We start from the raw sequence: 22,798 nt of genomic DNA, 5'->3' as shown, positions 1-22,798 counted from the left end.
CTCAGCTTATTCCGAATTGAAACGTTCCAAATATATACTTTTTCTCACTCTGCTTGGGTTTTGCTTTGGCTGTTCACTCACCAGGACTCTTGATGAAGGCCAGTACATGGTCTACGAAAACAACCTATCCGGAATCGAAAAATCGAATCAGGAGGAGCTGACCAATCTTATCGAGCAAGAACCCAATACTCGATTTTTAGGAACTTCTATCGGTGTATTGATCTACAGGTTTGGTGAATCCTTTTACGACAGTGCTAAAGTAGTCCAGGAACTCCAGACAGTAAATCAAGAACTAGCTGAAGTAAGGCTTCAAATCGATACCGTCTCAACTAATCTAAGGCTCCGCAAAAAGGAAGACAAACTCAAAACAAAAGCAGAGGCACTGCAAGATAAACTCGAGTACGGAAATGCCCTGATGAAAACAGGTAACCCTTTGGTTATTTTGGACAGTGGGTTGATAGAAAAAACGTACCGAAACATGCAGGGATACTTGGTCAACCATGGTTTTTTTGACTCAAAAGTGAAGTACTCAGTAGAGACTAAAAAACAAAAAGCAACTGTCACCTATCAAATCACTGAGAACAAACCCTACCTGATTGACTCTATTTATACCCGCTCTGATAATCCTGAAATACTTAAACTACTAAACCAATATTCCCGAAACACCCTAATCAAGCAGGGAGAGATCTACAATCAGGATCATATCGCTGCTGAGCGCAACAGACTTGAGGAATTGTTGAAAAACAATGGGTTTTACATGTTTTCCAAGTCTTATGTCAACTACCTCGCCTATCAGGACACCTCTGCAAAAACCATTCGCCTGGAGCAGGTCATTCAAAAACCCACCTTCACCGATAAGCATGAAGTGTACACCATAGATTCGATCAATTTTCAGATCAATCCTCCCAGCGATGAATTTGCAGATCGCAGAGTGAAGACCGACTTCAATGGCATTGACTTTTCATTTTATCGTGACCGATATTCCGCCAAAATTCTTGCCTCGCGTGTCCGTATTCAAAAAGGTGCTCCCTACAGCAGAACCCAAGCTATTGAGACACAACGTTTACTCAACAACCTGGATTTATTCCGCTTTGTCAATATCACTTTTGACACCTTGGGAACTTCACTGACTGCCAATATACTGACGCAACCCAATCAAAAATTTCAGTTGACCAACCAGCTAGGTATGACCATTACGGAACAGCTACCCGGTCCATTCTTCAGTACAGCGCTACGAAACCGAAACTTCTTCAGGGCAGGAGAGATTCTTGAATTCAACTTCAGGGCAGGCCTCGAAGGTGTGGCCTCAGCTACTGGACAGGGTGTATACCAAAGCAGTGAATTGAACACCTCTGTTTCGGTTATTTTCCCGAGGTTTTTAATTCCTTTTTCACCGGGAACCCTTCAGCGATTTGGAAGATATAATCCAAATACCCGCGTCACATTTGGATACCTCAACACCAGTAGGCCAGAGTATAAACGAAATGCCATTAATGGATTGCTTTCATACACTTGGTCTACCCAAAATAACCGCCAATCATTCACGGTCAACGCGGCTGACATCAGCTATATCCGGACTCCATTTATTCAAAATGAATTTCTGACCATTCTAAATGACCTTCAAAACAACGGAAACAACCTGATCTGGTCATTTTTACCTTCCTTGATCAGTAGCTTTTCAGGTCAGACCATCATCAACTTCAACCGATACGGAGACTTCAATGCAAAAAGAGCCTCTTTGCTTCGACTATTTGGGGAAAGCGGAGGGACAACCTTAAACCTGGTCAATGCAAAGAGCAATAACGAACCGGGGATCGAGTACGCCAACTTTCAATGGTTGAAAGGGCAAATCGATTTTAGAAGGTATTATCCGGTAAATGAAAAACAAACCTTTGCCTATCGGCTCAACTTTGGAATGGCAAGCCCATACGGAGTCAGTGCGGGGATTCTTCCGTATGAAAAATATTTCTTTGCTGGAGGCGGTACCAGTATTCGGGCATGGCAGGCTAGACGACTTGGACCGGGTAGTTCGGTCCCACAAACAGGCGAAGGCGGAGAATACGCTTACACCAACGAACAGCCTGCCGAAATGATTTTAGAATCCATGTTAGAATATCGGAGAAAACTCATTGGATATTTTGACATGGCCCTTTTTATCGATGCGGGTAACTCGTGGATGATAGGTAGAGATGCTGCAAGACCGGGAGCGGATTTTAGATACGACCGATTTTATAAGGAAATAGCTGTGGGAACGGGCATTGGTCTTCGTATGGACTTTGACTTCCTGGTGATCCGTCTGGATCTGGCTACCAAAGCTGTAGACCCTGCCAAGCCTGAAGGCAGTCGCTGGGTTTTGGACAATATCGACTTTCGAAGACCTTTTGGGGTAAGAGGACAAACTGTATTTAATTTCGGAATTGGCTATCCATTCTGAGAAAAACAACTTATGAGTAGAAAATCAAAAGAAGAAATCGCGATCATCTATCAGCAAATGCAGGATTATATCTGCAAAGGATTGGAAGAAGGCGACGGAAAGGGCAAGTTTATAGAGGATAAGTGGGAAAGATCCGCAGGCGGAGGAGGAAGAACACGCATCTTTGAAAATGGAGCAATCATTGAAAAAGGGGGCGTGGCTTTTTCAGCGGTTCATGGACCAACTCCAGAGAAAATCCTGAACAAGCTCGGGCTGCAGCAGGCTGATTTTTTTGCTACAGGAGTCTCCATTGTTTTGCATCCCCATAGCCCGATGGTACCCATCATCCACATGAACATCCGATATTTTGAGATGGAGAATGGGGTACATTGGTTTGGTGGGGGAATCGATCTTACGCCTCACTACATCGTACCCGAGGATGCAGCCTACTTTCATCAAAAACTCAAAGAAACCTGTGACACCTTTGATCTTTCCTACTATCCCAAATTCAAAAATTGGGCAGATGACTACTTTTATTTGAAGCACCGAGATGAAACTAGAGGAATCGGTGGGATTTTTTACGATCGACTGAGCGCTGATTCTGACGAACAATTTCAGTCAATTTTGGATTTTAGCCTTGCTTTAGGAAGACTTTTTCCGGAAGTGTACACGTACTTCATGCAAAAGAATTCCAAATTGCCGTTTGGACCTGAAGAAAAAGCGTGGCAAAATCTCAGAAGAGGAAGATACGTGGAGTTTAATCTGGTATGGGATGCAGGAACCAAGTTTGGCTTGGATACCAATGGCCGGACAGAAAGTATCCTCATGAGCATGCCTCCTCAGGCAGAGTGGACCTATATGCACCAACCAAAAGCCGGAAGTCGGGAGGAGTTCACATTGAATCATCTGAAAAAAGGCATTGACTGGCTGGCAGGCAACTTATGATCGAACTTGTAAAACAATGGGATGAAGCCCTCTTCCTTTGGCTCAATTCCTTTCACTCAGATGCCTTGGACCCCATCATCTTTCAGATGACGGAGACTGTCACTTGGCTTCCCCTGTTTGCATTCCTGATTTATAAAATTTATAAAGTTGACCCCAAAAACAGCTGGTGGGTATTTGGTGGAATTCTACTGACCATCCTTATTGCTGACCAAGTTACCTCTGGAATCATGAAACCTTTTTTTGAGCGGCTTCGCCCTTGCCACGATCCCCGATGGGAAGGGGTCATGCATAATTACGGGCGTTGCGGAGGGCTATATGGTTTTGTTTCATCCCATGCCGCCAACACATTTGGACTGGCTGTATTCGTTAATCGAAAATTGAAGGGCAAAATTAAAGGCCTACGCTGGCTTTATCTTTATGCTTTTGTGGTGAGTTATACCCGCATTTATTTGGGTGTTCATTACCCTTGGGACCTATTGCTAGGTGCGGCCATGGGTACACTTGCTGCTTGGTTTTCCTGGTTTTTTATCGTGTTTGTCAAAAGACAGTTGATCAAGAAAGTATTGGAATAGACTTTTCTTCAATTTCCTACAAAGCTTAAAAATCCATTAGATCGGATGATGATAAGAAAAAGTGAAAGGGACTTTTAAGCACCCAATTCCTTTTCCAACTGCTCCAAGGACTTACCTTTCGTTTCTGGAAGAATTTTCCAGATCACGATCAATCCCACCAAACATATCGCTCCATACAGCCAAAAGTTATTGGCCCATCCCAGATTTTCTTTAATCGCAGGGAAGTAATAGGTCAACGTAAAATTTCCCACCCAGTGTGCCAATGCGCCCACTGAAATGGCAGCTCCTCGTACGCGTGTAGGGAAGATTTCTGACAAAATAACCCAAAGTAAGGGTGCCAATGAAATGGAATAAAACATCACATTGGCCAATACCAAAACGACTACCATAGAACCACCCAAATCTGCATAGAATGAATATCCAATTCCTGCATACAAGAGCGTCATGGCAGATAGGCAAACCAGCAGGAGCGTTTTCCGACCAAAACGATCTACTGTAGCCAAGGTGACAAAAACAGAAAGCACCATCACTCCCCCCACCACAACGATGTTGAGCATCATCTGCTTCAGGTTAAATCCTGCGGCCTGAAATATATCAGCCGCGTAGTAAATCACCACATTGATCCCACTCCACTGCTGGAGGAATGCGAGGAAAATTCCAATTCCCAGCAGATAGAGGACATTTTTCCCAAAGAGCTCTTTGAGATTCACCTGCCCCAAATCTCCTTCTGATAACGTTGATTGGGTCTCGCGGATAGAATCTTCAGCATAATCAGCCCCTCCGATTTTCGTCAAAATTTTCCTTGCTTTCTCGATTTGATTGTTTTTAACCAGCCATCGGGTACTCTCAGGGACAAAAAACATCAAGACAAAAAACAAAGCCGCTGGGATCAATTCCGCTCCAAACATCCATCTCCAACCTACCTGACCGTTCCAACTTTGAGCAATTTCTTCAAAACCTGCCTGATCCGAAAGTTGGGTATCCAATAGTGAAATCTGCCAGTTGGCCACCTGGGCCAAAAGTACACCAAACATAATCAGAAGCTGATTGATCGTGACCAGTCGACCTCTTTTATCAGCAGGAGCAAGCTCAGAGATGTACAACGGAGAAAGATTAAGAGCGATTCCCATGGCCACGCCTCCTACGATCCGATAGAAATTAAAGGCCCAAAAGGTATCTGCCAAGGCAGTCCCGATCGCAGAAAGGGAAAACAAAAACCCGGAAAATATCAACAATCGCTTTCTCCCCAATCGATCACTGATCAAAATACAAAGTGCAGCACCGGCCATACATCCTACCAATGCCGAACTCGTACCCCAGCCCTGATCTTCCACGGAGGTGATGTTGAAATAGGGCTCATAAAAAGGTTTGGCCCCGCCAATAACCACCCAGTCATAACCAAATAAAAAGCCTCCAAGTGCGGCTGTCAGGGAAATCAGCCAAATATAGGTCTGGTTGTAGGTGTAGGTGGGATTCATTCTAGATTGGGGTTAAGGAGGAATTCGAACAAAAAATACCCGAATTTTGATTTAAATCAATCCTGCTGTCCTGTTTTCACTAAGTAATCAATCAAAAAAGACCGATCCGAATCAAAAGAAGAATCCAAATCATCCAAGATTTGAACCATTCAATCCTAAGTTCGATAGAGGTTTCATTTTATAAGAATACCAGCTCCATTCAAAGAATCTTTGCCAAATCACCCACTATCTGCCGATTTTTTCTTAACTACGATAAGGCTTTTCCGAGTAGATTTTTAAAAATATATCCGTTCACCAAAATTTAATTTACTATGAAAACGGCTCTGTTTTTCGGTTATCTTTTCCTGATTCCTTCCTTGCTGCTTTCCCAAGAAAACACAACTGGTAACTACACTCCCAATAAATTTCACCAATTCAGCTTCATCCCTCTTCCCGCTGTAGCATCCAATCCAGCCAACGGATGGATGTTTGGCTTTGCGCCTTCAGCCTCTTGGTATATGGGAAATCCTAAATCCACCAAACTTTCTAACTTGGTCGGAAACCTGCTATACACCACTAAAAAGCAATGGATTTTCAGTTCAAGACATACCGTTTATTTGGCTGACAATTCGGCGATGCTCATCGGAGACTGGAGATATTTCCTCACTTCCCAGCCTACCTTTGGACTGGGTAGCTCCACCCCCAATGCGCTTGCAGAAAACCCCAACCGATACGGAGTCTATTGGGGTGAGCAGCAGATGGATTTTACCTTAATCCGCTTTTATGAGGCCTACCTCAAAAGAGTCGGAGACTCAAAATTCTACCTAGGAGTAGGCTATCACCTCGATATTCATACCCGGATCAGCAACTTTATCTCTGAGACAAGTGATCCTTTGGTCGTTTTTGCGCATGAGGATTACAACCTTTCCAAGGGTTTTGATCCGGATCGTTATACCCTCTCAGGTGTCACGCTAAATGCCGTGATGGAAAATAGAGACATGGCGGTGTCACCTTACGAGCGAAATTTTGCATGGATGCAGTACAAAATCAATCCTGCTTTTCTTGGTTCGGATCAATCCTCAAGCACGCTCCTACTCGACTACCGCCACTATTTTAACCTGAATCCCCAACGAAAGCGACACTTGATTGGAGTTTGGGGAATGGGAAATTTTCTGATTTCAGGAGATTTACCCTATATGAACTTGCCTTCTATAGGTTGGGATATGTTTGGGCGGAGTGGCCGGGCCTATGCGCAAGGCAGATTTAGAGGAGCCAATATGGTTTATGGGGAAGCGGAATGGAGGTTTCCTTTGCAGAAAAACAAGGAAACTTTTGGTGCGACGGTATTTGTAAATGGGGCTACATTCAGTGGAGGAAAGCCGGTTCCCATGCTTGGATCAAAATCCTACTCTGAAAAACTCTTTGAAAAAATCAATCCCGGCTATGGCCTTGGACTTCGTGTGATGATCAACAAAGAAAAACGAACCACGATTGCTGCTGACTATGCCATTGGCCAAAAGGGCAATTCAGGATTTTACCTGAATATCAATGAGACTTTTTGACCAATAGAAATGAAAAAGGTTGCCGAGAGGGCAACCTTTTCTATGGTATTAAGCGGCATTTCGGGTGGCATTGATGATACCAAACATGGTTCGTAGGATCAGTTTGTCCAAAATCGCTGAAGAAGCACCTTTTTCCAATCCTATCTGAATCGCATACTGCTGAATGGTAATCAGCGGCAGGACGATTCGCTCACGGATCTCGATCGAAGCTTTGGATACCGGATTATCCTGCATCAGTTCTTCCATTCCTGCGACTTTTTTCAATTCCTCCACCGATCTCAAAAATTCGGCATTGAGCAACCCCCAAAACTCGCCAAACTCCGGATTTTCCTTGAGGTAAGCCGAAGCCGGATAAAAGCACTTTTTCAAGGATTGCATGGAATTACTCAGTAGTGTTCGGAAGAAGAGGCTTTCCTGATAGAGCTTTTTGAGCTCATCCATTTTACCCTCTTTATCGAGCTTTTCCAATGCCGAACCTACCCCATAAAATCCAGGAATGTTTTGCTTCATTTGAGCCCAAGATCCTACAAACGGAATTGCTCGAAGGTCTTCAAACTTCAATCCCGGTTCTTTACCTCTTTTGGTAGGACGGGAACCGATATTGGTCATTCCAAAGAATTTGAGTGGCGCCACATGCTCCAGGTATGGGACAAACTTGGGATGGCTTTTGAGGTATTTGTATGCCTGATACCCAGCATCAGCCAATGCCTCAATCAACTCGCGCTGCGATTCATTGAGATTTTTTTCAGCATCGGGATACAGGTGGTTTTCCAAACCAGCACTGAGAAGTTGTTCAAAATTGAATGTTGACGAAACGATTTTTCCATAATTGGAAGAGATCGTTTGTCCTTGAATCGTAACCTGGATCTCTGAGTTTTCTACTTTTTCTCCAAGAGAAGCATAGAAATTATGAAGATTTCCCCCTCCTCTGGCTACAGGACCGCCCCGACCATCAAAGAAAACTACTTGAACTCCATGCTCTCTCGATACTCGGGTCAGTTCCTCTTTAGCTTTGAAGATCGACCAATTGGCCTTTAAATACCCCCCGTCTTTGGTACCGTCTGAGAATCCCAACATGATGTTTTGCTTGTTTCCACGGCTCTTCAGATGAAGTCGATACTCTGGCAACTCATACAGCTTGGTCATGATGGCAGGGGCGCTTGACAAATCACCGATAGTCTCGAACAGCGGCACAATATCCAATGGAAGCTTCCCAACTTCGGCAGCAAAAGTAAGTTTGGCCATCTGGTACACTTCTAAAATATGAAGCACCGACTGACAGTTGGAAATAATGTATCGGTGTAAGCCTTCTTCTCCATTCGACTTCTGAATTACCTTGGCAGCAGCCATGGATTGAAGCATTTCTTGGTGAAAAGGCTCCTCAAAATGCTCCAAAGCCGGCAGCCCTTTCGTCTTCATTACTTTAGAGATCAGTTCATCCTCGGTACCGGTAAACTCTTTGCCTTGGATGCTGAATACCTCCTCCCAAAACGCATCATGCTTTCTACTGTCCTGTCGGAGATCCATGTGGGCAAAATGAAACCCGAAGATTTTCACTTTCAAAATAAACTGGTCCAGCAAGTTGAGGAATAAGCCATCGTGGTAAGTAATCAGCGCCTCTCTTGCCTCCAAAAGGATGGCTAACAGGTCTTCCTTGGAAGAATAAACCTCCTTATTTTCAAATAAGGTATAATAAATGCCTCGCTCTGCTTTGGTAATGAGCTCCTCCACTTTTTTGAAGGTGAGCCTTTTCTTCAACTTTCTCAAGTCTCGGTAATAGCATCGCATCAACCATTTTTTCAGTCGATCGGCAACTTGGATGGTCGTCTCATGGGTGACAAACGGATTGCCGTCCCGATCACCTCCCGGCCAAAAACCTACTTTCAGAATCCCCGGATTTTCCCAGGTATGAAGAGGTTCTCCAAGCCCATTCAGCAATCGGATAATGATCTCTGGAATGGCATGGTAAAAGACATTCTCGAGATACCAGATCAAGCTGACCGCCTCATCAAATGGAGTTGGCTTTTCACGGTTGATAAATCCGGTCTTTCCCAATTGCTGCATGAGGAGATTGATGTTTTCCAAATCATTGGAACGGATGGCATTTTCCAAATCCGTGATAATTCCCAAGACATTGCCCGGATAAAACTGCGTCGGGTGTGCAGTCAACGTCAATCGAACGGAGAAATTCTTCAACTTTTCGATCAATGCCTCCTTTTTCCGGTCGTTCTCCACCCTGCTGATGAGGGCTTTCACAGAGCCTTTGCCTGAGATGTCATTGATTTTTTCAAAAGCAGCATCTTCAATGGAGTCAAAAAGGACCACCTGACGCTCCACGTATTGGATCATTTGAAAAAGGAAATCAATCTTCGCTTCCTCGGATTGGCCATGCATCATTTCTTCAAAAAATCCATCGATGATCTCTCTTGGAGATTTCCCGGAGGCATAACCTTGCTCGCAGGCCCGTCCCAAAAAAGGAAGAAGGGTACCTGTCACATAGATATCATCAAAAGGAAGGTCCAAAAACAGGCTGTTGTAGATCGTAAATCGCTTCGCAACCTGTGTATCGTAAATCTGGTGCATTAGGGTCTAAATTTAATAGGCTAGGCAAATTAGGAATATTTCCGTTTTTTGGAATATTATTTGAATTTTTAGTAACCAAATGAGCATAATATTTTATTTTTTCATTCAAAAATTCACTTTTTATAAAAAATCAAAAAGACACCCATCGTGGATTTTTTTGCTATTTTTCTTTCATGAAACAGGCTATTTTACTTTCTACCCTCCTTTTGATGACCGCTTGCAGCAAACCCAAAACCGCCCTAAAAGCAGAAATCACAGCTCCTATTTCGTATGAATTTTTGGTCGGGACCTACACCGATTCGCTACACCACGGGATCAATCACCTCTATTTTTCTCCTGATGAAAACCTCATGACTGTCCAGACCATCGCAGCAGGCATTGCAAATCCGTCCTTTGTCATTGCTTCAAAAGATGGAAAAAAGGTCTTTTCACTGGAAGAAGAAGCGGGAATCAAAGGAGGTAGGGTCCTTTCATTCACCAGAAATCCTGAAACCAACGAACTCAATCTGATTGACCAAGATGATTCGGAAGGGGATCATCCTTGCCATATTTCACTTTCTCCCGAGGAAGATTTCCTGATTTTGGGAAATTATTCAGGTGGCAGCCTGACAGTCTTCAAAGTAGACAGTCTCGGTCAAGTCGATTTTGTACAAAAGATTCAGCATAGTGGAAAGAGCATCAATCCTGACAGACAGGAAGGTCCCCATGTCCATTCTACCACCTTTGATCCCGAGGGAAAACGAGTGCTCGTAGCTGATCTGGGTACGGATAAGATTTATGTTTATGATTTCAATGCTCAGAATAATGAGCCGCTCCGATTGGCCGGAGAATATCCAATGACTCCCGGAGACGGACCCAGGCATTTGGCCTTTTCTGCTGATGGAACAGAGGTCCTTGTGGTAGAGGAAATGAGTGCAGTGTTGGATGTGTTCGGATATGAAAAGGGAGTACTGACCCCGAAACAACGCCTAAGCCTATTGGATGAAGGTTTTAAAGGCACAGTGGGAGCTGCGGAAATCAGAGTTTCACCTGACGGCAAACACGTCTATGTATCCAATCGCGGTGAGGCTAATACCATTTCTGTCTTTGGGAAAAAGCCCGACGGAAGCTATACCCGGGTTCAAAATATTCCATCGGGCGGATTAATGCCGCGCAATTTTAATCTGACGGGAGACAGGAAATACCTGCTAGCTGCACACCAAGCCAGCCACGACATTGTGATTTTTGAACGAGACTCAATTTCAGGGATTTTATCTCTCACTCCTTGGAAAGCTAACGTACACAAGCCGGTTTACCTGCACCGATTGCCCAATTAAGCGGGTGTCTCCCAAGGAATGGTAGCGTGGTAATGAATCTGCCCGCTGTGTACTTGCAGCGGCGAGTCGATGTTATTGTGATACAACTTTCCGGTACCAAGTCCCTGTGGAATACTCGGCTTGAGTGAGGATGCCAATTGACAAATCGCATTGAGCCCGATATTGCTTTCCAAAGCGGAAGTCATCCACCAGCCGATTCCACGCTCCTCAGCTAAGTGGATCCACTCTCGGGTTTCCAAAATCCCCCCGACCAAGGTCGGTTTCAAGATGATGTGCTGGGGACGTATTTCGTCAAGAAGTTCCGCTTTATCATTGACTCCGATCAATTCTTCATCGAGTGCGATGGGCAACGGAGTGGATTGACACAAGGCTCTCATCTGCTTCCATTGACCTGCTTTGATCGGCTGCTCGATGCTGTGGAGTGCGTAGGCTGACAGTCGTTCTAACTTGCACAATGCCTCTTCAACAGAAAAAGCTCCATTGGCATCCACCCTAAGCACCATCTTTTCGGGAGACACCCTTTCTCTAATATATCTAATCAACTCTAGCTCCTGATCAAAGTCAATCGCTCCGATTTTCATCTTGATGCAGTTAAAGCCCTCCTCCAATTTCTGATCGATTTGTCGAAGCATAAAATCCCTGTCACCCATCCAGATCAGGCCATTGATGGGGATGGAGAGCCCCTGATCAAAAAAATTGTTGGGCAAAATTCGCTTTTGGCCCCCGTTCAAAAGGTCCAGGACAGCTGTTTCCAGTCCAAACCTGATGGACGGCAAGTCCATCGGAACAAGCTCTTTGATCAAGAGTAGGAGTTCATCTTCTGTAGTTGGCCAAGACTGGTTTTCCGCTGCCACCAATTGCTCTTGAAGTTTTTGTTCAAAATCCTCCAGAAAATCAGGGCTCAAACCCACCAAAGGGGCTGCTTCACCCCACCCGATCACAGAAGGATTGAATTCACTCCAACACTTAATCCAATAAACATCCCTCGTTTTCAACACCCCGCGCGAGGTGCCGGCATCAAATCGAAAATCCAATGTTCTTTTGAGATAGGAAAATTTGAGTTTGGAAGAGATAGTCATAGAAGCATAACCCTGAGGGATAAATTCGGTTAAGTATATTTGCCGCCGAAATCAGCATTTCTCATGGAAATCCCAAATATCGACTTAAGAGACTTCGAATATACATTACCGGAAGAGCGCATTGCCAAGTTTCCCCTTCAAAAGCGGGATTCATCTCAATTGCTTCAGTACAAAAACGGAGAAATGAAGCATTTCCATTTCTACGATTTGCCTGATCTTCTTGCCAGCGACACGTTATTGGTTTACAACAACACCAAAGTAATTCCTGCCAGACTGATTTTTCAGCGGGAGACCGGTGCCCGAATCGAAGTTTTCCTCTTGCAGCCTGTTGCCCCCACCACGGTCATCTCAGAGATTATGCTTTCGAAGAGACCCGTGACTTGGGAAACCATGATCGGAAATGCCAAAAAATGGAAAGAAGGCGAAATTCTGACCGGAACCATTCAACTCGGTGACAAAGAGGTCATCTTGAGTGCCAAAATCGTGGATCGGGACAAAAAGCAGGTGGTTTTTTCATGGAGTGATGAGCAAGTAGCTTTTGTGGACCTCGTCGAAGCAAGCGGTGAAGTTCCGTTACCTCCCTACCTGAATAGAAAACCTGTGGAGGATGACAAATCACGATATCAGACGGTTTACAGCAAAAAAGAAGGAGCTGTGGCCGCACCGACTGCGGGTCTTCACTTTACAGAAGAGGTTTTTGAAAAACTGAGAGCGAAAGGCGTGCAGGAGGCTGAAGTCACCCTTCACGTAAGCGCAGGAACCTTTCAGCCCATCAAAGTCGATAATGTTCTAGAGCATCCGATGCATTCCGAGCAAATGGAAATCAGAAGGGAAACCGTGGAAAAGCTTCTTTCTCACTCCGGCAAAATCGTGGCGGTAGGCACCACTTCTGTCCGCACTTTAGAAAGTCTATTTTGGTACGGGGTCAAACTTTTAGAATCGAAAGGCAGCGGCTTTCAAATTGAAAAGCTATTTCCTTACCAAAACCGATTAGGAATCCCTTCTAGAAAAGAAGCTTTGACCGCTATTTTGGAAGAGATGAATGAGAAATCCGCTGACACGATCTTGGGAACCACGGAGATTTTTCTTTTCCCAGGATATCGATTTCAGTTGGTGGATGGATTGATCACCAACTTTCACCAGCCAGGCTCAACCTTGATTTTGCTTATTTCAGCGATTTTGGGAGGAGATTGGAAAAAAGTATATCAGGAAGCGCTCGACAGAGATTACCACTTCCTGAGTTATGGTGACAGCAGTTTGCTGTGGATTTAATCTCCTAGATTACCCAGCTTCTGAATACCGCTGATGAGATCGTGGTAGTAGGTTCTGCCCACCGGAACTAGATCATTGCCCACCATCACTTCTTTGGTATTGATGGACTGGATCTCTGATACTTGCACGATATAGCTTTTGTGAATGCGCAAAAATTGGTCTTGAGGCAACACGCCTTCAAATTCTTTAAGAATATTCCTCACTGAAAAAACAGCCTTTTTAGTAATCAAGGTCGTGTAGTTTCCGTCTCCTTTTAGCCAGAGAATGTCATCAAACTTGACTTTTACCAAACTGCCTTCATGCCTGACAAACACTGCATCTTTAACCAGAAGCTTCGATTCTTGGGAAAATGGCTTTTTTTCTCCGTTACCGTTGCCATTTCCATTGCCATTCCGCTTTATACCCTCTAACAGTTCTTTCATACCTCGGGAAGTTTTGTTGATTTAACAGACGGGTAATGATATTGTTTGAAATAAAGGGAGGATAAAGAGATTATATTTGTCAGGACTCCCGAATTTCAAAGATGATGAAAAGCAATTTTTTCCATAAACCGCATTTAAGTCCAATCTGGACTGTTTTACTGTTGGGAATTATACTTTTTTCCTGCAAGGAAAATGAAAAACCAAGCGTACCTCAAACCAAAATAACTATCACTGGAATAGAGTTGATATCCGGTACTGTTCCAAACGGAAGAGCCAATGCAAGTGTCAGCTGGAATCACCTTTTCCCCTCAGATTTTCAGGTTACATTTAAAAACACTCAGGATGGAAAAAGTTATGATCTGAGAATCAATCCAAACGATTTTTCAAAAAGTTATTCCATTGAACTACCGGCAGGATCGTACTCTTACCAGGGAAACCCTTCCAATACCAATCCAATTTCTTCAGAGCTCCCAATCACAGTCACCGGGGAGGTTCAGGTAGGCGCATCAGCCGTAAACCTCAAACTGAAAGGGTATTCCACCTATGGGCTACTTACATTTTCCAAACGGAATGTCCCAACCCCACCTTTGCTAGCAAATGGCACATCCTCTCCACTAGTTGAAAAATCAGGCTTCTACTATGTCTATCACAAGGAAACATCTCTGAAAGTGGATGTCCCCTTGGCTGGAGGCAAAAAAATCAGGCTACCGGTCACCAATTCGGCTTTTTCACATGCCCAGTTCCAATTTAGAGCAACAGGAGACACTGATCCGGATCAATTTATCACTAAACATTTTAGCCTAAATCAGCGCAGTTTTACACTTTCTCCTGAGGGATTCCCCACCGAATTGGTTCCTTATCTGCCTGTGGATCTTCCCCAAAGTCAGCGTGAGACTTCAGGCTTAGCTTGGGTCCAAGGAAAACTATTTTCGATCAACGACGGAGGAAATGCCGCGGAGATCTACGAGCTTAACCCTCAGACTGGTGCTTTGCTCCGTACCATTACGGTAGAAGGTGTCAGCAATATCGATTGGGAAGACTTGGCCGTAAGTCAGACGCATGTATTTGTAGGTGACTTTGGCAATAACCTTGGGAATAGAAAAGACCTTCGAATCCTGAAGATTTCGATTGCTGATCTGATCAGCCAAACCAAGGTACAGCCTCAACTCATCGAATTTAGCTTTAGCGACCAAAGCCAGTTTTCCTTCACCGCCAATTCACACAATTTTGACTGTGAAGCGATGGTTTTTGCCAATGGAAAAATCCACCTTTTCTCCAAAAACTGGACGGATTCCAAAACCAAACACTATACACTAAGCAGCGATGCGGGAAAGCACAGCGCTGCCTTGATTGGGGAGTGGGATACGCAGGGATTGATCACAGGAGCGGATGTGACTTCTGATGGAAAGCACCTTGTGCTGATCGGTTATGAAAACAAAGGGATTTCCTCACGGGCCTTTGTCTGGGGTATTCCAAATTTCAATGGAAATACAATCGCATCCAGCAAAGGATACCAGTTTTTCCTTGGAAGCCCCATCAGTCTAGGCCAGACAGAAGGGATTACCTTTACAGGAACCCTAGAAACAAAAATCTCGGGAGAGTCGCTGAGCCTAGCAGGCAGCAGCACTCCCCCGAGAATGTTTGAATTGGACTGGAACGGGATATTTACTCCCTAATATTTTACTTTCTCATCGCTTTGTAGGCATTGATCAGGCCATTGGTGGAGCTGTCGTGGGAAGTCACCTCCTCTTCACCTGCCAGTTCCGGGAGAATGCCATTGGCAAGCACCTTGCCCAACTCTACGCCCCACTGATCAAAGCTAAAGATATTCCACACGACGCCTTGGACAAAAATCTTGTGCTCGTACATGGCAATCAGCTGACCTAGTGTGTAGGGTGTGATTTTCTTCACCAGAATGGAATTTGTTGGACGGTTACCTTCAAATACCCGATGAGGGGCGACTTGATCGATTTCTGATTCTGATTTTCCGGCCTTTCTCATTTCGGCATGCACTTCATCCAGCGGCTTACCTTTCATCAATGCTTCTGTTTGGGCAAAGAAATTGGAAAGCAATTTTTGGTGATGATCCCCGATGGGGTTGTGCGAGATCGCCGGTGCTATGAAATCGCAAGGAATCAAATGAGTACCCTGATGGATCAATTGGTAAAAGGCATGTTGCCCATTGGTACCGGGTTCACCCCAGATGATCGGTCCGGTAGAATAATTGACCTTATCACCTTGACGAGTGACATATTTCCCATTGCTTTCCATATTTCCTTGCTGGAAATAGGCAGCAAATCGGTGCAGGTATTGATCATAAGGTAGAATTGCTTCAGATGCAGCCCCTAGGAAATTGGTATTCCAAATACCGATCATAGCAAGGACTACCGGAATATTGCGCTCAAAGGTTGAGTGACGGAAATGCTCATCCATGGAATAGGCGCCAGACAATAGCTGCTCAAACTTATCAAAACCGATCACGCAGGCGATCGGTAATCCGATCGCTGACCAAAGTGAGTACCTTCCTCCTACCCAATCCCAAAAGGCAAACATGTTTTTGGTGTCAATCCCAAAAGCAGCGACTGCTTTGGAATTGGTGGATAGGGCCACAAAATGCTTGGCCACAGCAGACTCATCCTTTGCCTGCTCCAAAAACCAGGACCTGGCAGTATGTGCATTGGTCATGGTCTCCTGAGTGGTAAAGGTTTTGGAGGCAATGAAGAAAAGGGTGGTTTCAGGATCGACCTTCTTTAACGTCTCAGCGATATGAGTTCCGTCAACATTGGATACAAAAAAGATCTCCAAGTTTGGGTTCTGGAAAGGCTTCAAGGCCTCGGTGACCATCACAGGCCCCAGGTCAGAACCACCGATTCCAATATTTACCAAAGACTTGATTGGCTTGCCGGTATATCCCAGCCAAGTACCTCCATGTATTTGATCTGCAAAGCCCTTCATCTGAGTCAAGACCGAATTGATCTCTGGCATCACGTCCTTGCCATCCACATAGACGGGATGGTTGGATCGATTGCGAAGGGCAGTATGAAGTACAGCTCTATTCTCAGTTTGGTTAATAGCTACTCCTGAAAACATGCTCTCAATGGCCTGATGAAGCTCTGTCTCCCTAGCCAAATCCATCAGAGCTGAAAAAATCTCGCCATTTACCCTGTTTTTGGAATAATCTACTAAAAGATCCTCCAATTGAAGACTATAGCGCTCAAAGCGTTCAGATTTTTCAAACAGGGATTTTATGGAAAGGTGCTTGTACTTTTCTTGAAGAGATACTAACCTACCCCATGCAGGAGTAGTACTAGGATTAATCGTATTCATGAGGTCTAGGTAAGGTTTTGGCAAAAATAAGATTTATCCTTATGCTTTATCACGGCATAAAGCGAAATGAAAAGTAATCATCCAAAAAAGAAGATTTCTCGATTAAGCATTGGACAAAATTGAAAGAGGACCTATTTTGCAAAAAGTCTTAGTTTGTCATTGATCACTTTCTGTTTGAGTAATTGGGCATAAAAAATTTGAACAGACTCGCCTAGAAGATATGTTACAGGTAAGTAAAACATCAAATTAAAACTTTTGGGATCGCTTGTAAAACCGGTTTAATTCATCCTTTCATCTAGTTCAATTCATGAAAAAACTCACTTTTCTCTTCAGTTTATTGATAGCTTCTTACCTGAGTTACGCCCAAAAAACCACTCCACTCAACCGGCACTTTTACGAAATCTCGAAAAAGGATGCTGATGAAAAAGTCTATACCATGAACGAGTCAAAGCTGTCTTCCAAAGAGATGCTTTACTTGATTTTTGACAATCAAAACAGAAAAATCAAACAGATCAAAGTCAGCTATAATGAAGCAGAGAAGTTTAATCAGGAATTAACTGACACCTACGATACAGCAGGAAACCTCGTCAGTCAAACACTCCTTAACCTAGACAATCAAAAGTCTTTGACCCTTTATTTTGACAAGGGGGTCAAGAAGGGGCAAGTAATCAGACATAACTATGACCGCTATGAAATCTGGCGCGAAGGAACTCCGGAACCTTACGAACTGCCGTATTCTGACTTTTTACCTGGCTATGAAGTGGAAAAATGGAAAGCTTTTGTGGCCAAAAATCTGACATACCCCATGGCGGCAAGACAGTCAGGAATATCAGGGACTGTTTTTCTAGCTCTTCTCATCTCCGAATCAGGTCAACTACTGGAATACGAGGTAGCCAATGAAGCAATCATGGATAAAAATCTGGTGAAAGAAGCACTCAGAATGGTAAAAGAATTTAAAGGAAACTTCAATCCCGCCCTTGATGTCGATAGACAGTCCGTGAAAGCCTGGCTTTATTTACCCATCAGTTTCAAATTGGGGTAAATGACAACGGCCAAAGTTGACTTGTTCTACTTTGGCCGTTGTTTTTTTGGATTCAGAACTCTCAATTCCCCCCTGCTTTTTCCTCTGCTTTAGCTTTTCGCTTGAATCCTTTGTTGAACGGCCAAGTGTATTCAAGTGCTTCCATTCCTTTATTGAGATTATAGGTCGCAGAGTCAGTATTTTCCAAGGTACTTTTCAGGGATTTGGCAAACTCAGGATCATTGAGCAACATACCAAAGGAATTTTCCTTCGAGTTCAACTTATCAGTGATGGCTTTAAACTCTTTGGTGAGTACCTCAGTGTTTGCGCTGGTAGCTTTGAGGTTTTCCATGGTAGCTTTCAGGTCAGGAACTATCGTCTGATCTGTGACCAGGTCGTTCAGCATATTACCTTTTTGATTCAATTTGGCACTGAAGGTATTCAGGTCAGCAATCATTTTATTACTGTTGGTAGAGGCTCTTTCTAGGTTGACCAGAATCGTTCTGAAGTTTTTTGCCAGTGTGGAATCCGTCATTACTGCACCTACAATACCTTCTCCTGCGGCCAGCTTTCCAGTTAGAAGTTTCAAGTCATTGGTGATGTCAACCAGGTTCTTATTGTTTTCCTGGAGTGTTTCCATCATTTTATCCGTGTCCAAGGGCATTACTGCCTCCAGTCTATCGCCTTCTTCGACCACAGGATAATCTGTACTGCCTCCATAGATGACGATGATTTTATTTCCGATCAGTCCATCCGAACTGATGGTTGCCTTTGAATTTTTGCGAATAAACTCTGATACTGACTGTTCCACATTCATTTCTACTTCCACTTGGGAATCTCCATAGAAATTTATTTTCCGAACAGTACCGATTTTCACGCCCGAAAACCAAATGTTATTTCCCGTCTGAAGGCCTTCGATATCATCAAATACCGCCTTAAGGTGTATTGCCTTCACAAATTTTTTCTGCTGACCTCCCAAGGTCAGGATACCAACCACCAAAATGGCGATTCCCAAAAAGACAAAAATGCCTACCAGGACAGATCGTTTATTTTCTCCTCTCATGAGTTGATAAAATTATAATCGTAGAATGATTTGATACGTTCATCGACGGCACGAGGAAATACTTCCTCAAAGGTGCCCATCGCTTTAAATTTCCCATCCAGAAGGACAGCCATTCGGTCGCCGGTCTGTTTGGCACAAGCCAAATCGTGGGTAATGACAATCGAAGTGGTTTTATACCTTTCCCGTACTTCATTGATCAGGTTATTGATATCCACGCAGGTTATTGGGTCCAAGCCAGCAGTAGGTTCATCGTAAAGCATGATCTCCGGATTTAGTATCAACGTTCTGGCCACACCAATTCGCTTCTTTTGGCCCCCTGATAATTCGGAAGGCATCTGATTGATAGTTTGTGGTAGTCCTACTGCATCCAAGAGCTCCTCAATTCTCATAGTAACCTCTTTTTTGGTAAGATTCTTCACATTCCTAACTAAAGGAAACTCCATGTTTTCTCTTACTGTCATGGAATCGTAAAGTGCGGAGTTTTGAAACGAAAACCCAATTTTCAGCCTGAGTGCGTTTAGGTCTTTGGTATTGAGCGTGGATACTTCCTTACCCAAGACATGCATGCTTCCACTGTCTTGCTTCAAAAGTCCCACCATAATTTTGATCAAAACAGATTTTCCAGTCCCTGACCTACCCAATACCACCAAATTTTCCTCACGGAATAAATCCAAATCCACCCCCTCTAGGACATCCAAGTCTCCAAAGGATTTATACAGATCCCGAACGATGACAACTTTTTCCCTAGTATCCATAGCTTACATTGCCCTGATTGCATTGACGATCTGAAGAGCTAGCAACTCTTCAATGAAGATCAAAAACATAGAAATAACCACTGCTGAATTGGCAGCACGTCCTACACCCTCAGTTCCTTTGGAAGAGTGATACCCCTTGTAGCATCCCACTATTCCGATCGTAAATCCGAACACAATGGATTTGATAACAGAAGAAAAGACATCAAGAAATGTAATCGCATCAAATACCTGCACAAAGAAGGTCGAAAGACTGACTAATTCTTTTCCATTTACATTGATAAACGATCCCATAAGCGCTACGAAATCGGTATACATCACTAAAATAGGAATCATGAACGTTGTCGCCAATACTCTTGTAACCACCAAAAATTTGAAAGGATTGGTTGCTGAAACTTCCATGGCATCAATTTGCTCAGTCACCTTCATAGATCCGATCTCCGCTCCAATGCTAGATCCTACCTTGCCTGCTGCAATGAGAGCTGTCACCAATGGCCCCATTGCCCTTACAATTGCAATGGCAATCAACGCAGGTAACCAAGAAGTCGCTCCAAATTCAGATAAAGATGGTCGTGATTGATTGGTAAACACAATCCCCACAATAAACCCCGTCAAGGAAATCAACGGAAGAGATTCAACACCTATTCTATAACATTGGTGAATTACTTCTCTGAATTCATAAGGAGGCAAAAAAACCTCCTGAAAGAACCTTCTTACAAAATTCCAAGCGTCCGCCAGTCCGGTAAAAAACTTATCAATTTTCTTCGAAAGCAGGGGCTTTCGATCGTCTGCTTGTCCTGCCATAGTTTAGTTCAGATGTTCCAAAATAAGGATTTTTATTAAAAGGCTTGGAGATTTTACCTCAAGCGGTCAGGATTTGAATAAGGTCGGAATCAGAAAGCGGTTTTTCATAGAAGCCCTGAATCCGTTTCTCTTTTTTAGCTTTTGTTCTATCGGCGGGGATGATAGAAGCCGTCACAATGAACAGCTTTCCTTCAAAGCCGGTTTTAAACAATACTTCAATAAATAACCATCCACTCATTGATTCAAGATTAAGATCGGAAATGATGGTTTCTACCTCATTACTCTTCATGAATTCCAACAACGTCTCAGGTTCTTCAAAAAAATCCAACTGTATGTCTAATGCCAACTGAGTTGCTCTTTTTCTAAAAAGTATGTGCTGGATTTGGTCATCATCCAGTACTGCAATTTGTCTTTTCTTTATCTGAGTCATGCGACTTTTCTTCCTCTTACTGGGATCCTCTAGTGGGATCGAACTTGTGACATCAAAGAAACGAAAGAAAACCGAAAGCCGGATTTATCCATAGGTTTAAATTAATACATTCTAACTAGGATCCACCTCGGTTTTTGAATTTTTAGCCAAGTCTAATTTTTTTAGCTTAAACAAATTAAGTTTCGCTTAAAAGTATTTTAAAAATCTTTAAATCAATTAGTTATTTGTCATCATATGAAGCATAGGTTTCTACATTCAACGCTTATTTTCAAATGAATATTTACTCATTAGTCCAAATAAAAAAAGTCTAGCCTCCCCTGTTTTAATTCAAAAAACTCCAGATAAATGAAATTCACTTTCCGATAAAAATCAGGTATATCGATATATTGCCTATATGGAAATTGAAAATCAAAAAAGTAAAACCCGAAGTAGATTTATCCGATCTATAGTTTACCTAAGGGACCGATTTGATTTGGAAGAAGGCAAAGAAGACGAGTTGGAGACCATGGATTACATCTCCAAAAATGTCGAGTTTAAGGGAGCAAATCTCTGGATTTTAATCTTTGCGATCTTCGTCGCTTCCATTGGTTTGAACGTCAATTCTACGGCGGTCATCATAGGAGCGATGCTCATCTCCCCTCTCATGGGACCTATCATGGGGATTGGGTTAGCGGCAGGAATCAACGACTTTGATTTACTTAAGCGATCCTTTCGAAATCTGGGGGTCGCAGTCTTTATTTCCATCCTAACGTCCACACTATACTTTTACATTACACCTATCCATGATGCGCAGTCAGAACTTTTGGCCAGGACGGAACCCACGGTTTGGGATGTTTTGATCGCCTTGTTTGGAGGACTAGCCGGGATCATAGCAGGCTCAAGAAAAGAAAAGAGTAATGCTATTCCAGGCGTGGCCATTGCCACAGCGCTAATGCCACCACTTTGTACTGCTGGCTATGGACTCGCTTCAGGTAATCTACTTTTCTTCTTTGGCGCTTTTTATTTGTTCTTCATCAACTCTGTCTTCATCAGCCTCTCTACTTATTTAATTGTGAGGTTTATGAAGTATCCTAAAAAGCAATTTCTTGACTCAAAAAAGGAAAAGCGAGTACAAACCTACATTACTCTTTTCTCCCTCCTGACGGTTATCCCAAGTGTTTACTTAGCTTATGGTATTGTAAAAAAATCGATTTGGAATCAGCAGGCACAAGATTTTGTAAGAGTTGAAATCCAATTTCCCCAAACCCAAATTTTGAACAGCGATTTCATCTATTCAAAAGATGAGAAAATCATCGAAGTAAGCCTGATTGGTAATCAGTTATCTGATGATGAAATAGCTATTTTGGAAAAGAAAATCAAGGACTTTGGATTGAATGACACTAAATTGATTATTAATCAAAGTGGAAATGGAACTGATATCAAAGTACTGACAAATGATATTTTGAAAACACTTTACGAACGAAATGAAGCTTTGATCAAGGACAAGGATGCTCGAATTGCCTTATTGGAAAAAGAACTGGCGGAGGATTCCGAAACAAGGATTTTAGGATTGGAAATTTCCGCTGAGGCACAAATAAATCATCCAGGTCTTCAAAAATTCAGTCTTGGGAGGACCATTTTCAAAGATTTAAAAACAAATAAGACAGATACCTTACTTGCTGTCTATGCAGACTTCCAACCTGCACCCTCTGCATCTGAAATCAAAAAATTCAAAGACTGGATAAAAGTCAGAACCAAATCTGACACCCTCGCCTTTCTCTTAAAATAACCTCCAATGACT

18 protein-coding genes are annotated in these 22,798 nt (G+C 43.2%); 9 read left to right on the top strand and 9 right to left on the bottom strand.

Translation table 11 applies throughout. The features are described 5' to 3' along the window. Positions 1 to 16 precede the first annotated feature (16 nt). Genes tamL through ACFPIK_RS00440 form a run of 3 tightly spaced genes read left to right on the top strand, consistent with a single transcriptional unit; the run spans position 17 to position 3,930 of the window. On the top strand, positions 17 to 2,434 hold the full coding sequence (gene tamL / locus ACFPIK_RS00450; RefSeq protein ID WP_377911076.1) for a translocation and assembly module lipoprotein TamL: 2,418 nt from the start codon (positions 17 to 19) through the stop codon (positions 2,432 to 2,434). A gap of 12 nt (positions 2,435 to 2,446) precedes the next feature. After that, positions 2,447 to 3,358, top strand: coding sequence for an oxygen-dependent coproporphyrinogen oxidase (hemF, locus tag ACFPIK_RS00445; RefSeq protein WP_377911074.1), 912 nt, complete (start codon positions 2,447 to 2,449; stop codon positions 3,356 to 3,358). Beyond that, positions 3,355 to 3,930: a phosphatase PAP2 family protein gene (locus tag ACFPIK_RS00440; RefSeq protein WP_377911072.1), complete on the top strand. Its 576-nt coding sequence runs from the start codon at positions 3,355 to 3,357 to the stop codon at positions 3,928 to 3,930. The genes hemF and ACFPIK_RS00440 overlap by 4 nt, the downstream gene beginning before the upstream one ends. A gap of 74 nt (positions 3,931 to 4,004) precedes the next feature. Here ACFPIK_RS00440 and ACFPIK_RS00435 read toward each other — a convergent pair whose 3' ends face one another. Then, a complete protein-coding gene (locus ACFPIK_RS00435) occupies positions 4,005 to 5,408 on the bottom strand; it encodes a sugar porter family MFS transporter (RefSeq protein ID WP_377911070.1) in 1,404 nt (467 codons plus the stop codon). Between the two features lie 311 nt (positions 5,409 to 5,719). Between ACFPIK_RS00435 and ACFPIK_RS00430 the strand changes: the two genes are divergently transcribed. Beyond that, positions 5,720 to 6,949: a BamA/TamA family outer membrane protein gene (locus tag ACFPIK_RS00430; protein WP_377911068.1), complete on the top strand. Its 1,230-nt coding sequence runs from the start codon at positions 5,720 to 5,722 to the stop codon at positions 6,947 to 6,949. 48 nt (positions 6,950 to 6,997) lie between these two features. On the opposite strand, the gene ACFPIK_RS00425 is transcribed toward ACFPIK_RS00430, so the two are convergent. After that, entirely contained in the window at positions 6,998 to 9,532 is a 2,535-nt protein-coding gene (locus ACFPIK_RS00425; protein WP_377911066.1) for a phosphoenolpyruvate carboxylase, read from the bottom strand. Positions 9,533 to 9,705: 173 nt separating this feature from the next. Here ACFPIK_RS00425 and ACFPIK_RS00420 point away from each other — a divergent pair, with 173 nt between their 5' ends. Beyond that, on the top strand, positions 9,706 to 10,848 hold the full coding sequence (locus ACFPIK_RS00420; protein ID WP_377911063.1) for a lactonase family protein: 1,143 nt from the start codon (positions 9,706 to 9,708) through the stop codon (positions 10,846 to 10,848). Here the strand turns inward: ACFPIK_RS00420 and menC are convergent. Next, positions 10,845 to 11,927: an o-succinylbenzoate synthase gene (gene menC, locus ACFPIK_RS00415; protein ID WP_377911061.1), complete on the bottom strand. Its 1,083-nt coding sequence runs from the start codon at positions 11,925 to 11,927 to the stop codon at positions 10,845 to 10,847. The two genes, ACFPIK_RS00420 and menC, sit on opposite strands and share 4 nt — an antisense overlap. Before the next feature lie 63 nt (positions 11,928 to 11,990). Between menC and ACFPIK_RS00410 the strand changes: the two genes are divergently transcribed. Beyond that, on the top strand, positions 11,991 to 13,199 hold the full coding sequence (locus ACFPIK_RS00410) for an S-adenosylmethionine:tRNA ribosyltransferase-isomerase (RefSeq protein WP_377911059.1): 1,209 nt from the start codon (positions 11,991 to 11,993) through the stop codon (positions 13,197 to 13,199). Here the strand turns inward: ACFPIK_RS00410 and ACFPIK_RS00405 are convergent. Further along, complete coding sequence (locus ACFPIK_RS00405) at positions 13,196 to 13,621, bottom strand: LytR/AlgR family response regulator transcription factor (RefSeq protein ID WP_377911057.1); 426 nt, start codon at positions 13,619 to 13,621, stop codon at positions 13,196 to 13,198. The genes ACFPIK_RS00410 and ACFPIK_RS00405 overlap by 4 nt on opposite strands. A 101-nt stretch (positions 13,622 to 13,722) precedes the next feature. On the opposite strand from ACFPIK_RS00405, the gene ACFPIK_RS00400 reads away from it, so the two are divergent. Beyond that, entirely contained in the window at positions 13,723 to 15,297 is a 1,575-nt protein-coding gene (locus tag ACFPIK_RS00400; RefSeq protein WP_377911055.1) for a hypothetical protein, read from the top strand. A 4-nt stretch (positions 15,298 to 15,301) separates the two neighbouring features. Here ACFPIK_RS00400 and pgi read toward each other — a convergent pair whose 3' ends face one another. Further along, a complete protein-coding gene (gene pgi, locus ACFPIK_RS00395; protein ID WP_377911053.1) occupies positions 15,302 to 16,948 on the bottom strand; it encodes a glucose-6-phosphate isomerase in 1,647 nt (548 codons plus the stop codon). 307 nt (positions 16,949 to 17,255) lie between these two features. Here pgi and ACFPIK_RS00390 point away from each other — a divergent pair, with 307 nt between their 5' ends. After that, positions 17,256 to 17,990 carry an energy transducer TonB gene (locus ACFPIK_RS00390; protein ID WP_377911052.1) on the top strand — a complete coding sequence of 245 codons (735 nt, stop codon included), beginning with the start codon at positions 17,256 to 17,258 and terminating at the stop codon, positions 17,988 to 17,990. A gap of 61 nt (positions 17,991 to 18,051) precedes the next feature. Here the strand turns inward: ACFPIK_RS00390 and ACFPIK_RS00385 are convergent, their stop codons facing one another. From ACFPIK_RS00385 to ACFPIK_RS00370, 4 genes are read right to left on the bottom strand one after another with little or no spacing between them, the layout of a single operon-like run. Beyond that, positions 18,052 to 19,032 carry an MlaD family protein gene (locus ACFPIK_RS00385; protein ID WP_377911051.1) on the bottom strand — a complete coding sequence of 327 codons (981 nt, stop codon included), beginning with the start codon at positions 19,030 to 19,032 and terminating at the stop codon, positions 18,052 to 18,054. Next, positions 19,029 to 19,787, bottom strand: a complete 759-nt coding sequence (locus ACFPIK_RS00380; protein WP_377911050.1) for an ABC transporter ATP-binding protein — start codon at positions 19,785 to 19,787, stop codon at positions 19,029 to 19,031. The genes ACFPIK_RS00385 and ACFPIK_RS00380 overlap by 4 nt, the downstream gene beginning before the upstream one ends. A gap of 3 nt (positions 19,788 to 19,790) precedes the next feature. Continuing rightward, on the bottom strand, positions 19,791 to 20,588 hold the full coding sequence (locus ACFPIK_RS00375) for an MlaE family ABC transporter permease (RefSeq protein WP_377911049.1): 798 nt from the start codon (positions 20,586 to 20,588) through the stop codon (positions 19,791 to 19,793). Positions 20,589 to 20,646: 58 nt separating this feature from the next. Then, the gene (locus ACFPIK_RS00370) at positions 20,647 to 21,018 is read right to left on the bottom strand and encodes a response regulator (RefSeq protein WP_377911048.1); all 372 of its coding nucleotides are present in this window, start codon (positions 21,016 to 21,018) and stop codon (positions 20,647 to 20,649) included. Between the two features lie 394 nt (positions 21,019 to 21,412). Here ACFPIK_RS00370 and ACFPIK_RS00365 point away from each other — a divergent pair, with 394 nt between their 5' ends. Continuing rightward, on the top strand, positions 21,413 to 22,786 hold the full coding sequence (locus ACFPIK_RS00365) for a TIGR00341 family protein (protein WP_377911047.1): 1,374 nt from the start codon (positions 21,413 to 21,415) through the stop codon (positions 22,784 to 22,786). Positions 22,787 to 22,798 lie beyond the last annotated feature (12 nt).

The sequence above is a fragment of the Algoriphagus aquatilis genome (assembly GCF_042657405.1).
Lineage (GTDB): Bacteria > Bacteroidota > Bacteroidia > Cytophagales > Cyclobacteriaceae > Algoriphagus > Algoriphagus aquatilis.
Note: the sequence above shows the minus strand (reverse complement) of the source record. Positions and strands in the feature narration are given on the sequence as shown.